The sequence below is a fragment of the Microcoleus sp. S13_C3 genome (assembly GCF_036700905.1).
In the GTDB taxonomy this organism is placed as follows: domain Bacteria; phylum Cyanobacteriota; class Cyanobacteriia; order Cyanobacteriales; family Microcoleaceae; genus Microcoleus.
This window is the reverse complement of record NZ_JAUBPT010000199.1, coordinates 1-12,974: the sequence shown is the minus strand read 5'-3', so window position 1 is coordinate 12,974 and position 12,974 is coordinate 1. Positions and strand designations below refer to the sequence as shown.

Genomic DNA, 12,974 nt, shown 5'->3' with positions numbered 1-12,974 from the left:
GTCAACTGTCAACTGTCAACTGTCAACTGTCAACTGTCAACTGTCAACTGTCAACTGTCAACTGTCAACTGTCAACTAACAACTGTCAACTGTCAACTGTCAACTGTCAACTGACTATCGAGCGTGTCTCCAAACTTTCCAGCTAGCGTATCCGAGCAAACTGGTTGCAGCCATAGCGTAAATTACGCCGCTCGGAAGCGAAAAAGCTAGGGCTAAACTTCCCACCCACAGTGTCAGTGAGTAAATAAATAAAACCGCAAATCGATGGGATAGTCCGGCTTCTAGAAGTCGGTGGTGGAGATGGCGCTTGTCAGCAATAAACGGTGACTTGCCGTTGCGAAGTCGATCGAGAATCACCGCCGACATATCTAAAATCGGTACAGCTAAAATTAAATATGGCAGCAACACAGAAGTAACAGCCGTAGTTTTAACTAACCCAATTACTCCCACTCCAGCGAGAGTAAACCCGATAAAATAAGCCCCGCCATCTCCCATAAAGATTTGAGCCGGATTGAAGTTGTAGCGCAGAAATCCCAATGTCCCGCCAGCCAAAGCCGCTGCAATCAGGGCCGCCGCCGGTTGGTGCATCGCCAGACTGACAATCAGCATCACAACTGCTGCAATCCCTGAAACTCCGGCAGCTAAACCGTCTAAACCATCAATCCAGTTGATGGCGTTGGCCATGCCGACGAGCCAAATCACGGTAATTGGCAAGCTCAGCCAGCCAATATCAGTCAGTCCCAAGGAGGGAACTGTGAGAAACTCAATTTGTACGCCTGCCATCCAAACGATGCTGGATACGCCAATTTGCATGAGCAAGCGTTTTAAGGCCGAGAGTGAAAATAAGTCGTCTGCTAAACCGATGAGGAAGAATCCGATGCCGCCGAGGGTGACTCCCCAAATTTCGTATTCGTCTTTGGGATTGAGAACTTGTCCGTTAGCATCGATGAAGCCTCCTGAGAGCCAGACAAATAAGAGGGCAGTGATAGTGCCGAGAAAGATGGAAACTCCTCCCAAGCGCACCATCGGGCGCTTGTGGACTTTTCGCTCGCCTGGCCGATCGACTCGCCCGCTTTTGAGACCAATTTTTTTGACTATTGGTGTACTCCAGAGGACGATGATCGCAGAAACCAGAAAAGCGAGTATGTGGTACAGATACTGGTACGGCATCTGAAATCAATTTTAAATAGTGCGGGGCAATTAGGCTGTCAGGCAGAGTCTACTACATTTCAGATGGCTTATAACAAGGAAACATCTTGAAGAGCGACTGGGGGTTTGGGAGTCGGAGATTGGCCGCAATGGCAGTTGCCCTGGGGCGAATTGTCAGGTTGTTCATTCATAACTCTCGAATTAACGATTTGAAATATCGACTTTTTCGCGAGCCAAAAAGTCGATATTTGGCGAGCGGGCCCAGTTGAGCGGTATCTTTCGCAACCGACAAATACCGTTAGTCAAACCAGCCCCGCCCGACAAATATCTTTACTAAAAACCGTATTGGCGATCGATATTTTTGGTGAAAACCGCTTGTCAATATCGCTACCGGCAACTCTCAATCTTTTCCTGCTCTTTTACCCTTTTACCCGTACACTTCCAACTACCAATTCCCCATTGCCGATCAGGAAAATTAAGCTAATGCCGGCACTTTTAAGTACAAGTGGGGATATAACGGGAAGCGATCGCACAGTGCTGCTACTCGACGAAGGCAGTCGGCTGCGACGCTTTCATCATCTGGATTTAGCAGGCGATCGGCAATAATATTGCCAATCTCGGTAAATTCTGCTGTTCCCATTCCCCTGGTGGTCATCGCCGGCGAACCGAGTCTCAAACCGCTGGTGACAAAGGGCGATGCCGGATCGAAAGGCACGGTATTTTTATTAGCAGTAATATTCACACCGCTGACTAATTGATCCGCTTGTTTGCCTGTCATGTTTACCGATCGCAAATCAACTAGCATTAAGTGATTGTCCGTGCCACCGGAAACGAGTTTTAAACCCCGCTGCTGCAACTGTGCCGCTAAAGCGCGCGCATTTTCAATTACTTGACCGGAATAAGTTTTAAATTCAGGCTTTAATGCTTCGCCGAAAGCTACTGCTTTGCCCGCAATGACGTGTTCTAAGGGCCCACCTTGAGTGCCGGGGAAAACTGCTTTGTCAAATTTTTTACCTAATTCCGGGTCATTAGTCATAATCAAGCCGCCACGGGGGCCCCGCAGGGTTTTGTGAGTGGTGGTGGTGACTGCGTGACAGTGGGGGAGGGGGTTGGGGTGGTGTCCTGTGGCGACTAACCCGGCGATGTGGGCGATGTCGGCGAGCAGGTAGGCTCCGATTTCGTCGGCGATCGCTCTAAACTTCTCAAAGTCGATAATTCGCGAATATGCTGAATAGCCACAAATTAGCAATTTCGGTCGGTTTTCTTTAGCCAGTGCCAAAATTTCGTCATAGTCGAGCTGTTCTGTTTCTTGGCTGACGCCGTAGTGAAAAGCTTTGAACCATTTGCCGGATACGTTGACCGGCGAACCGTGGGTCAAGTGTCCGCCGTGGGACAAATCCATGCCCATTATTCCGTCTCCGGGTTCCAGCAAGCTCAAAAATACTGCAAAGTTGGCTTGAGCGCCGGAGTGGGGCTGGACGTTGGCGTGAGCGGCTCCAAATAGCTGTTTGGCACGATCGATCGCGATTTGCTCGATGCCGTCAATAAATTCGCAGCCGCCGTAGTAGCGTTTCGCTGGCAGTCCTTCGGCGTATTTATTGGTCAGCACTGAGCCTTGAGCTGCCATTACCGCGGAGGAGGTAAAGTTTTCGCTGGCGATGAGTTCTAGGTGGTCTCGCTGCCGCTGGAGCTCTTGCCCGATTAAATCGGCAATGAGCGGATCGGTTTTGGAAAGGAATTCTAAGTTAGAGTCCGTCACAATAATCAACCTCTTGACTGTTTTGGGATTGGGAATTGGGGATCTTATACCGTACTACGGATTTCGCCCCATTGATATAAATATTACGTTGTGTTCAGGTTAAGCCGTTTGTCCCCAACTCCTGACATACAATGAAATTACTGGTGTGAAACCTGCCGGAGGTATCAAATGTTAGTCATTTTAATGGAAAATCAGATGCTTGCCCCTCAGTGTGTTTGCCAAAGTTGTTTGCTGGCCGATCGCACTGGCCAACCGCGCTGGAGTGGTGGAGAGCTTCGCTGTGGACATCCAGTTGCTAAACCTACGGAAAATTTGCCCGATCGGTACGAGTGTCAAATGGGCTTCGTCATTGCCAATATTAAATAATCATCGGTCAAATAGGGCATGGGGCATGGGGCATGGGGCAAATAGGGCATGGGGCATGGGGCATGGTGACTATTAACGCGACTCGATCTAAGTTGCCCTGCATCTGGTACTTGAGGCTGCTATCCGCCCACCCATGAGCAAATTCCGGGCGGGTCGGAACTGAGCCTGCTGCGTTATGCTGATTTTAATAGGAATTAATAGTTCACCGATCGACTCAGGAGAGTTCATTATGACTTGGCGCGGGTCTACAACTGTTACAGACCGGATTTTTGCTTCTTTGCCTTATTTGCTCCCGTTGGTTGACGGGCTGGCCTTTGGCAGGTTTCTGTTTACACAGTTTCCTGTCCTGCAACTGTTGTTGATACCGCTAGCTCCTTTGATGCAAATTTATAGTTTGCCCTTTGCTAGCTTGATTATCTTCTTTGCTCTGTATTTAGGAGTAGTTAGAAACGAAAACATCAGTCACTTCATTCGTTTTAATGCGATGCAGGCGATTCTTTTAGACATTGTTTTGATGCTGTGCGGTCTGGTTTTGCCGATTTTTTCTAACGGCTTACAAGTCGCATTTATTGCGGAAACTCTGTATAACATGGTGTTTTTGGGCGCTTTTGCTGCATTTGTCTATGCCGTCGTGCAGTCGCTTTTGGGACGCTATGCAGAGATTCCTCCGCTTTCGGATGCTGTTTATATGCAGGTTCGTTAGTCAGGAAAGCAGTTGGTAGTTGGTAGTTGACAGTTGTTAAGCTGTTCGGCATTTAAAAGAAGATAGTAGGGTGCGTCAGTACAGAAGTGTGTCCCAAGTCGGCGTAAGTGTTCGCGCCTGACGCACCTTACCTGGATAGTGAATGGTTTAAATGCTCCACAGCTTAGTTGTTATCCCTATGATTGTCAAACTGAGGTGAAATCTCGATAGGGCGTTGACTGTAGCCTCGCAAAATCGTTCATTTTTCCGATAAGGAAAATCATAGGGTTTATACCAAATCCTGGTAACATACCCCCTTTATTTCTCTTCTAGCTTCTACCTTCTACCTTCTGCGGTCAATCCGTTACATCCGTTACATCCGTTACAAAATCCGTTGCCGAACTTCCTTCTACTTATCAATGAGATCAAATTATTCAAACAATCTCTCGCAGATGAACTATTTGATCTTGATATTCATCATTAAAAGATGCCTCAGCAATAAAAATTAATTGCCGAATATTTTGTCCAATACTCAACTTGGAATTGAGGATAAAAATGCCCGGAATATGATGACCTTCAGCCAAATGGTCTGTCAAATGCACGGGCATGGATTTACGATTATTCGTCACCAATATAAAGTTATATTCCTCACACCATTTAATAATTTCTGGATCTAAAGTTCCCAGAATCGGAGCTTCTGGTTCGCCTACACACCAAATTATCAAATTTGGATTGCGTGTAAGGATTTCAGCTTTATAGGTAGGATCTACATTTTCATCCAACAGATAATTGAGACTCATTGATGATTTGTTGGAATTTTTTTTCCGAGCTCAGTTTTTGCAGTCTAAGAATACCAAGTGGAGGGTTAAGTTCTTGTGCTTTAAGTTGCTGATGGCTCCACTCCAACCAATCAGCAATGTAGTTACTAACGGCTTCTTTATTGTGCAGATAGTAAAGGATAGTAGCATAAACTTGTTCCAAGTTAAGAGATGGATAAGTTTGAGCAATTTGTTCAGGAGTGCGCGCGCGATGAATGAAATCATATAGAACAGTTTCAATGCCGATTCGCGTCCCTTTGACCCGAATATCATCTGGCCGCTGAAAGTCAAAATAGTCTTCGAGTTGCATGGGCGAATGATCCTATTTCAAAGTTGGTGAAAATTGACGGGCTAATTGATATTATACAGCAGATTCCAAGCCCTCCCCGTAGGGACAAAGGCTTTCGCCGTGTCCTCACAAATAACCCATAACTAATGAGTGACAGTATTTTCAAGACTGCCGATGCCTTCAATTTCGATGCGGACTCGATCGCCTATTTGCAGTGGCCCTACTCCTTGCGGCGTTCCCGTCAGTATCACATCACCGGGAACGAGGGTCATTATTTGACTGATGTAGCAGACGAGAAAGTCTGGCGAAAATACCATGCGATCGATCTGGGATGACTGTACCGGTTGCTCGCTCTCATTGACAAAAGTCTGCAACTGTGCAGCAGGACTCAGTTCGCGGACAATCCAAGGCCCCAAGGGACAAAAAGTATCGAACCCTTTGGCCCTCGCCCACTGGTTGTCCCGTTTTTGCAAATCTCTAGCTGTTACGTCATTGGCGATCGTATAGCCCCAAATTTTGCTGTGTGCTTGTTCGGGAGTGCAGTTGGTACAATGTTCGCCAATTACCAGGGCTAATTCTCCCTCGTAGTCTACCCTTTCCGACTGCTGCGGATAACGAATCTCTGCACCTGCAGGTATGACTGCACTCGGAGGCTTGAAAAACAGCAGGGGTTCTTCCGGTACTGGGGTTCCCATCTCGGCGGCGTGATCGACATAATTTTTGCCTACAGCTACAATTTTTGAGGGAGAGCACGGGGCGAGAATTTGGTAAGTATCTGGTGAAAGTTCCAAATCGGTTGGTTGTCCTTTTAACCAGGGCGGTGCATCAAATACTTGAACGCTGTGGCCCAGTTGCAGTAAACCGTAATGGATGTGTCCTTGTGTTGTTTTAACTCGAACGTAGCGCTGGGCCATAGTATTTTAGATTTTAGGTTTTAGATTCTAGATTCTAGATTAAGAGGATATAGGCATAATTGCGGAAAATTAATTTGTTTATGCCCGTTTAAGATTTTCCCTGTGCAATTTTGCAACCGCTTTCCGTGCAAATTCCCTGCAGCGGTTTGTCCCAGGAGTCAACTGGTAGCTGGGCGAGCAAGGCAAATTCAAAGATAATGCCGATCGTAACTTTTGATTCCCACTCAGCTAAACTGAGCATTCGATCGTAATAGCCGCCGCCGTAGCCCAAGCGATAGCCGCGAACATCGCAGCCTACTGCAGGTACGAGCATTAAATCTACTTCTGAGTGGTCTATTTTAGGAGCATCCGGCAGGGGTTCGAGTATGCCATAAGCTCCAGTATGTAAAGCATCTCCGGGCTCCCAGATGTGCCAGGATAGCTCTTTGCCGACACAGCGGGGAAATCCCCATTTTTTAGGGGTGGGAATGGCATTTGTGGGACAGGCATCTTGCCTGTCTCCAGAATTGAGCAGGCAAGATGCCTCTTCCACAGAAGATGTAAATAGGGGACTTAAATCTGGTTCTTGGCGACAACTGAAGTAGGCGAGGATTGTGGTTGCCTGGGTGAATAGGGGCGAGTTTTGCAGGTGATTGCAGAGGCTCGTGCTCTTTTGTCTCCATTCTTGTCCTGATAGGGATTTGCGGGTGTTGAGGAGCGATTTTCTTAATTCTGTTTTAGTTAATGAAGGTTCAGCAGTATTCATATTTGCGATCGAATTTCTCGTTTGACTTCCAGTCCGACAGGGGTTGAAAACCCCTGTCTCATAGCGAAAGTCCTCTAAAAGAGGACTACAATTAATTGCATTTTCATCACACTCTGTAGTCGGTTTTAACTCACATCTTGCACTATTCTCAAGAACAGGCAAGATGCCTGTTCCACAAAGAGTGAATTTTCTTGTGGAACAGGCATCTTGCCTGTTCCTAAAAAGCTTATTGACAATGGTGCAACATATCAGTTTTAACTGACATCTTGCAGCAATATCAATAAGAGGATTTTTCGTGGGGTCGGGCGGGTTTATAGAACCTATTTGCAAGCTTTAAGGCTGTTGGCGAACCCGCCCCTACGGCTAATTGAGAATGGTGCAATATCTCAGTTTTAACCGACTTTAGCTTTGAGGCAGGGGTTGAAACCCCTGCCGGACTGTCGGACTGTCGGACTGTGGGAAAGTATCAACAAACTGGATTGGATATTACATATTGTCTCACCACAGGACAAACGCTGAATAGCGTTTCATTCTCCTGTTCTTGTATTTCAACTAACGATCGCCTCCCCAAAGATTGCAGCCCGTTGAATAACTCGGAGGGCGATAAATCGGCATCTTGTAGCAATTGCTCTATTGAAACTGAATTTGCTTCGCTGCTGAGGCGGCAGATTAGTTTTTTTTCTAATTCAGACAAACGATTTATCTGCGGGTGCAATGTTGCTGCCAATTCTTCCCCTAAGAATAGCATATCATATTTCAAAAATTCTGCAACCCTACCTCGGAATATTTCTTGAATGGTGGTGGCAACTATTTTCAACCACAATGGATTGCCTCGGTAGGTGTTAATTAGGTTTTCCCATGTTTCGGGATTGAGTAAACTTTTTTGTCGGAAAATTTCCGCTGCTGCTACACCTATGCCTTTCAGTTGTAAGGCGCGAACTGGTGATTTTTCTCCTTTTAAGGCGGTAATTTCTCTGGGTGGTTCCCAACTATTGAGGATTAAGCAACTGTTGTGGGTTGTTTCTCCGATTTGTCTGAAGAGGATGCTGTAATTTTCGCATTCGGGGCGGTAATTTCCTGCTAGTTGTCCGCTGCTGAGAATGGTTTGCACGTCGTCGAGGATAATGAGACAGCGGTTTTTTCGCAGATATTCCATTAACAGGGAAAGTCGATCGGGAATGCTTGTCGGGAGTTCGATTTCGGGTTTATTTAAGAGAAATCCTAGGAGATTTTTTAGGGTAGTTTCTAAGGGTGGGGAGTGGCGGAGACTTCGCCAGATGACGTATTGAAAGTTATGCTGAATTTTTTGGATGAGGTGGAGGGAAAGTGTGGTTTTGCCGATGCCGCTGAGTCCTGATATTGCTGCGATGTTGCAATTTTCTTGGACGATCGATGTTTCTAGGGTGGCGAGTTCGGATGTGCGTGAAGCGAAGCTATCGCCATCAGGCGAATCGCACAATAATGAAATATGAGGTGCGTCTGCTAAGTCTAGTCTGGTTGGGGGTTGGGATGTGTCTGATGTGGGGGTGGAGGGCGATCGATCTTTTGGAACTTCGGGAGCTTGCAAACTATTATCACAGACATTTACATTACCAATCTGTAAAGAATTTTTTCCATAATTTGAAAAGTAGGCAAATTGCGACCTCTCCAATGCCGACCTAAAATTTAATTTATTGACATTTTCACCTAATACATCTGAGAGTAGTTGCCATAATTCCGATGCGACATTTCTGACATGACCTTCTGTGCAGTGAGATTCTTCTGCAATTTTAGAGTATCTTTGACCTTTCCATACACCCAGCAGGATAGCTTTTTGCAGATCCTCCAAATGTTCTCCCGTCTTGGCGAAAACCATGTCATCGGCAAATCTCAAGACTTCTTGAACGTTCATTAGTCAGGTAGGCGTGAAAGTTTTGCCTATTTTATCATATTTTTTATGACATTTTCTGACAAAGATGGCACAATCTGACGTTTTCTGACTGATCGCTCGTCTCAATTGCTGATCAAATTTGACATTTTATTACTCCGATAAATTCATAATTAGAAGATAATTATAAAAACCAAATAACTTCCTGTGGGTTAAACTAGCGGGTAGCAGAATGCTATGAACATTAATTTTAGACGCTATCGGGAACAGAAAGGTATCAGTCAAGAATCAGTTGCCAGCGGGCTCGGCATTTCTGTAGATCAGGTTAAAAATTATGAGCAGTTCCCTGCACAAGTTCCGATGGGAATGGCAGTAAAATGGCTGCAAATATTAGGTGTTGACATTGCAACTGCCATGTCAGAGGAAATACCTCCACTCCCAGGAATTGAACCAGGCAGTCCCTACGCTGAACTTTATCGTCGGCTAAATTTACTTAATCAGTATATCGATGAAAATTCTTTTTTACCTTGGCTAGAATTGCCAACGGAACTACGTATACCTAACGATCTGCAAAAACAAATTAACCAGTATTATCAAAAACCAAATGTTGTCTTGACAGGAGCATTTGACTCTGGCAAATCCTATCTTGCTAATACTCTTTTAGGCCACAAAGTATTGCCAACAGGCTATCAGCCTGCAACAAGAGTCATTACCATTGTTTGTCACGTGGAAAGTCGCCCCGAATGGTTTGATGGAAACGTGGGAATTATTGATGAGAAATTTTGGCAAGATGAAAACGGCAAGCTAAATTTTGACTTCCTATATTTAGAGGATAGGGAGCGTTGTCAGAAGCATTTTTTGCAATTCGGCTCCTTTGACCTGCTAGAAAAATATGGCGTACACCAATATGATGACTCTGACGACAGCAATGACGGCGGACATACAGCTATAGTTTATGTAGATGCTCCTTTATTAAGAGCGTGTAACCTGATTGACCTTCCCGGTTACTCTGATAAACAAGATGAAGTATCAAAGGATGTTGAGAAAGCTAATAGTGCCACCAAGATTGCTAATGTCTTGCTTTATGCTTCTCCTGCCAAGGGTCACATCAATGGTCAAGATATGGTGCGACTTCGGAATTTGCTGCGTTTGTTGCCGACCCCAGAGAATGAGTGCAACGACTTTCCGACGCTAGGCAATTTCTTTATCGTGGCGACACACGCAGATCCGAGTATCCCTGACGATGAGCTTCCCAAAATTCTCAATAAAGCTTCAGCCAGACTGTATAAAGAACTTGATGAAACTGCTATAGAGTTTCGTCGGAAGCTAACAAAGCGGGATATTACCAAGGAAGATGTGCAAAAGCGTTTCTTCACTTTCTGGTCAGAAAAGCCGGATCGCTGTCAGCGTCTCTTTGATGATTTAACTCAACTCCTCTGCGAGACTCTTCCTAAACCAGTCATCTCTCGTATCGACCGCGAAATCAATGCGGTCAAAAAAGACAAAAAACAAGAATACGCTAACTCGATTGAGCAATATCAAACAACTGTTGCCAAAATAGAGGAGTATCGAAAGGAGCTTGACAAAGCGGAAAAAAATGAACCAGAACGTCAGCGAGAAATGCGGCAAAAACGCAGTCAAGTGAGCAAACAAATTAAGGAATTAGAGAAAGATACCCGCCAATCCTTTCAGACCTATGCGGCAAAAAAGATCGATGTAGAGTTTATAGAACAAATGATTCGCCAGAGATACGACAAACAGAAAGAGGCTCAAGAATACGCTCCCGGTTATTTAGTCGATCTGCTGCAAAGTCATTTAGAAAATCGGATTAGTGTCAATTCTGAAAAACTCAAGGCTGAGATTGACGCTTTTCTAGAAAAATACCCAGTGCCTAAACTTCCCAACAAAGATGGAATAGTAGTATCTATTCCCTTCGATACAAAAGGAGCTTTTCTTGGTGGGATAGCAGGTTTAGGTACTTATGGTGCCTTAGCCGCTTGGGCAGCAGGCCTTGGCAATCTTGGCAGCTATATCTTAGTAGCGAAATTAGTCAGTCTTTTGTCAGCACTTGGTATTAGTATCGGTGGTGGCACGGCAACAGTAATTTCTTTCGTAGCTGCGATTGGTGGCCCAATAGTTCTAGGGATCGGTTTAGCTGCTGGAGTGGCTTCTTTTGTGTGGAGTTTATTTACGGAAGCTTGGCAGAAGCGGTTAGCAAAAGAAATTCACCAACAATTCAAAAAACAGGGTGTTGTTGATAAATTCTTAGGAGGAAGCGACCAGTATTGGCAAGAGACAGCCACAGCCTTTGATAAAGGTGCCGACGCAGTTGAAGCAAAATGCAAACAGTATCTCAAGCATCTGCACGAAATTACTTCAACTGATACCCAGTCAAAAGAACGAATTGAACAGATTATCATAAATCTGGAGAAACTCAGGGTTTTTTTCGCCAACATTCCTTGGGATACCCAGGGAGAATGTTTGTAAAAAAAACCAGCGGTTCTCGTGGCAAACAACCCAAACCCAATAAAACGAGGTATTGAACGGGTAGTTTTAACTAGGCGATGGCCATTGTTTAAATCACATCCCCAAGTGCGATCGCCCTTCCTTAACTGAGGCGCGATCGCACTTTTCATTTATCCCCTAGATCGCAGTTCATCAAATTCTGCTTCTGAATCTTCCTTAGTAAAAACTACATCCTCATAAATAGCCTCAATACCTGTGCGAAAATCTACGCTAGCCAAGTGAATTTCGCTGCCTTGAGTATAGGAATACAAAACCCACAAGCCTTCAGCATTACGGCGAAAACACTCTACCCGCTGCCGTTTTTGGCTAATTAACACATACTCTTGAAGCGTTTCTAATTCTTGATAGTCAGCAAACTTATCGCCCCGATCGAATCCTTCCGTACCATTAGACAAAACCTCGACAATTAAACAAGGATATCTTTTAAAAGATTGAAAGGCCTTGTCCCGTTCATCGCACGTTACCATCACGTCAGGATAGTAGTAAATATTCTTCCATTCAATCCTAGCTTTCATGTCTGACATATAAACACGACAGCCACTACCCCGAACATGATTTCTCAAAAGTGTACATAAGTTGCCCGCCACCGTCACATGAGCATCATTTGCATCAGCCCTTGCATAGGTTTCGCCCTGAATATACTCGTGTTTGAGCTGACTGAGTTCTTCTAACTTCAGATACTCTTCCGGTGAGATATAATTGTGGGTGCGATCGGCAATCATTGGCTTTCTGTGAATTTCAGTTTTCGATGATTTCAGTCGAGGTATTTGTATTATAGCAGTTTTCAATTCTAGGAAATACAGGATACGGCTGAAATACAGGACACGGCTGTGTCCATTGGTGTCAACTTAACGTCAAACCCAATCACAGACTGCTGTGTGGCTATTAAATCTAGATCCCCCCTAGCCCCCCTTAAGAAGGGGGGGACAAGAGTCTTCTCAAAGTCAACCCCTACTCCCCAACAATCAGGGGGATTTAGGGGGATCTTGACTTAGCGTAAAAACGAGATTTCCCAAGGGTTTCAGGCTTAAGTTGACACTAATGGGCAGTGCCGTGTCCCTACCCTATATCTGTACTTCACTCAACTGATAAATGCTATATATCATACCTACACAGCCCCAATTTCAGCAAGCGTTTTTGCAGTTTAACAACATCGGAACCCAAAGCACCTAATTTTAAAATTTGCACAACCTATTTTCCTTTGATACTATCGGCAAATTAATTTTTGCTTCCAATTATACCAAAACAATAATTTCCCCAACTATTTGATTAATTCAGCCTCAGTCACCAGCACAAAATCGCGCGGATTTTTTAACACAAAACAGTCATTTTCTTTAATTAAATCGCCAAAACAGGTTACGGGCGATCGCTCTTCATAAGCCTTGACAGCCAAGTGATAATCAGATCCGCTCAATTCCAGATTAATCTTTCTCAGCTTCCCCACCACAAACCCCATTAATGTAATTTTGCCTATCGCCGATTCTTCCCCGTGTACTTTATTAATCCATCCGGGGATTTCAACATTAGGTAATGAAGTGATTAAATCGCTGATAATATCTAATTGAGAGCGATTTTCTACAACTTCTAGTGCTTTTAAGTTTTGACACATCACCTCGGCAAAATCAGCAAATTCTTTGTGAGGCGAAACCAATACTTCCCCCTCTTGACCCGTATCATTTTTTTTGTACCAAATGAATCCCTCAAAAAAATGACGAGTTTTATGCCAGCCATTTATTTGTAAGTATGTCTCCAAAACTTTGGGCTCGATTTTTGTCAGAATGTGACTAAGTAGGTCGGTATAAAAAAACAAAGGTAAGTAAAGAAATGTTAACAACTAGAATTGGAACTGAATTTAAAGC

12 protein-coding genes are annotated in these 12,974 nt (G+C 44.6%); 3 read left to right on the top strand and 9 right to left on the bottom strand.

The genetic code is table 11. The annotated features are described in order from the left end of the window. Positions 1–114: 114 nt before the first annotated feature. Positions 115–1,170, bottom strand: coding sequence for an MraY family glycosyltransferase (locus tag QUA16_RS32695; RefSeq protein ID WP_333109204.1), 1,056 nt, complete (start codon positions 1,168–1,170; stop codon positions 115–117). 454 nt (positions 1,171–1,624) lie between these two features. Continuing rightward, a complete protein-coding gene (gene glyA / locus QUA16_RS32690; RefSeq protein WP_333109201.1) occupies positions 1,625–2,908 on the bottom strand; it encodes a serine hydroxymethyltransferase in 1,284 nt (427 codons plus the stop codon). 168 nt (positions 2,909–3,076) lie between these two features. On the opposite strand from glyA, the gene QUA16_RS32685 reads away from it, so the two are divergent. Both QUA16_RS32685 and QUA16_RS32680 read left to right on the top strand, forming a co-directional pair. Then, complete coding sequence (locus tag QUA16_RS32685; RefSeq protein WP_006631916.1) at positions 3,077–3,274, top strand: hypothetical protein; 198 nt, start codon at positions 3,077–3,079, stop codon at positions 3,272–3,274. A gap of 229 nt (positions 3,275–3,503) precedes the next feature. Beyond that, positions 3,504–3,977, top strand: coding sequence for a Tic20 family protein (locus tag QUA16_RS32680; RefSeq protein ID WP_333109200.1), 474 nt, complete (start codon positions 3,504–3,506; stop codon positions 3,975–3,977). 413 nt (positions 3,978–4,390) lie between these two features. Here QUA16_RS32680 and QUA16_RS32675 read toward each other — a convergent pair whose 3' ends face one another. The 5 genes from QUA16_RS32675 to QUA16_RS32655 form a co-directional block, all read right to left on the bottom strand. Then, positions 4,391–4,756: a hypothetical protein gene (locus QUA16_RS32675; protein WP_333109198.1), complete on the bottom strand. Its 366-nt coding sequence runs from the start codon at positions 4,754–4,756 to the stop codon at positions 4,391–4,393. Continuing rightward, positions 4,731–5,084 (bottom strand): DUF433 domain-containing protein, encoded by a 354-nt coding sequence (locus tag QUA16_RS32670; protein ID WP_333109197.1) that lies wholly within the window; start codon positions 5,082–5,084, stop codon positions 4,731–4,733. The genes QUA16_RS32675 and QUA16_RS32670 overlap by 26 nt, the downstream gene beginning before the upstream one ends. A 122-nt stretch (positions 5,085–5,206) precedes the next feature. Continuing rightward, on the bottom strand, positions 5,207–5,977 hold the full coding sequence (locus QUA16_RS32665; RefSeq protein WP_333109196.1) for a fumarylacetoacetate hydrolase family protein: 771 nt from the start codon (positions 5,975–5,977) through the stop codon (positions 5,207–5,209). Positions 5,978–6,065: 88 nt separating this feature from the next. Then, complete coding sequence (locus QUA16_RS32660) at positions 6,066–6,722, bottom strand: 5-formyltetrahydrofolate cyclo-ligase (RefSeq protein ID WP_333109195.1); 657 nt, start codon at positions 6,720–6,722, stop codon at positions 6,066–6,068. A 466-nt stretch (positions 6,723–7,188) separates the two neighbouring features. After that, a complete protein-coding gene (locus tag QUA16_RS32655) occupies positions 7,189–8,613 on the bottom strand; it encodes an NB-ARC domain-containing protein (protein WP_333109360.1) in 1,425 nt (474 codons plus the stop codon). Positions 8,614–8,826: 213 nt separating this feature from the next. Between QUA16_RS32655 and QUA16_RS32650 the strand changes: the two genes are divergently transcribed. Next, on the top strand, positions 8,827–11,076 hold the full coding sequence (locus tag QUA16_RS32650; RefSeq protein WP_333109362.1) for a dynamin family protein: 2,250 nt from the start codon (positions 8,827–8,829) through the stop codon (positions 11,074–11,076). Positions 11,077–11,225: 149 nt separating this feature from the next. On the opposite strand, the gene QUA16_RS32645 is transcribed toward QUA16_RS32650, so the two are convergent. Together QUA16_RS32645 and QUA16_RS32640 are read right to left on the bottom strand one after the other, a co-directional pair. Next, positions 11,226–11,837 (bottom strand): Uma2 family endonuclease, encoded by a 612-nt coding sequence (locus QUA16_RS32645; protein WP_333109364.1) that lies wholly within the window; start codon positions 11,835–11,837, stop codon positions 11,226–11,228. A gap of 539 nt (positions 11,838–12,376) precedes the next feature. After that, a complete protein-coding gene (locus QUA16_RS32640; RefSeq protein WP_333109365.1) occupies positions 12,377–12,868 on the bottom strand; it encodes a hypothetical protein in 492 nt (163 codons plus the stop codon). Between the last annotated feature and the right edge of the window lie 106 nt (positions 12,869–12,974).

Bases quoted from the DNA above. Each gene is read 5' to 3' on its own strand.
- QUA16_RS32680 (WP_333109200.1), top strand. From the start codon at position 3,504: ATGACTTGGCGCGGGTCTACAACTGTTACAGACCGGATTTTTGCTTCT.
- QUA16_RS32650 (WP_333109362.1), top strand. From the start codon at position 8,827: ATGAACATTAATTTTAGACGCTATCGGGAACAGAAAGGTATCAGTCAA.
- QUA16_RS32675 (WP_333109198.1), bottom strand. From the start codon at position 4,756: ATGAGTCTCAATTATCTGTTGGATGAAAATGTAGATCCTACCTATAAA.
- QUA16_RS32695 (WP_333109204.1), bottom strand. From the start codon at position 1,170: ATGCCGTACCAGTATCTGTACCACATACTCGCTTTTCTGGTTTCTGCG.
- QUA16_RS32670 (WP_333109197.1), bottom strand. From the start codon at position 5,084: ATGCAACTCGAAGACTATTTTGACTTTCAGCGGCCAGATGATATTCGG.
- QUA16_RS32645 (WP_333109364.1), bottom strand. From the start codon at position 11,837: ATGATTGCCGATCGCACCCACAATTATATCTCACCGGAAGAGTATCTG.
- QUA16_RS32655 (WP_333109360.1), bottom strand. From the start codon at position 8,613: ATGAACGTTCAAGAAGTCTTGAGATTTGCCGATGACATGGTTTTCGCC.
- QUA16_RS32665 (WP_333109196.1), bottom strand. From the start codon at position 5,977: ATGGCCCAGCGCTACGTTCGAGTTAAAACAACACAAGGACACATCCAT.
- QUA16_RS32660 (WP_333109195.1), bottom strand. From the start codon at position 6,722: ATGAATACTGCTGAACCTTCATTAACTAAAACAGAATTAAGAAAATCG.
- QUA16_RS32685 (WP_006631916.1), top strand. From the start codon at position 3,077: ATGTTAGTCATTTTAATGGAAAATCAGATGCTTGCCCCTCAGTGTGTT.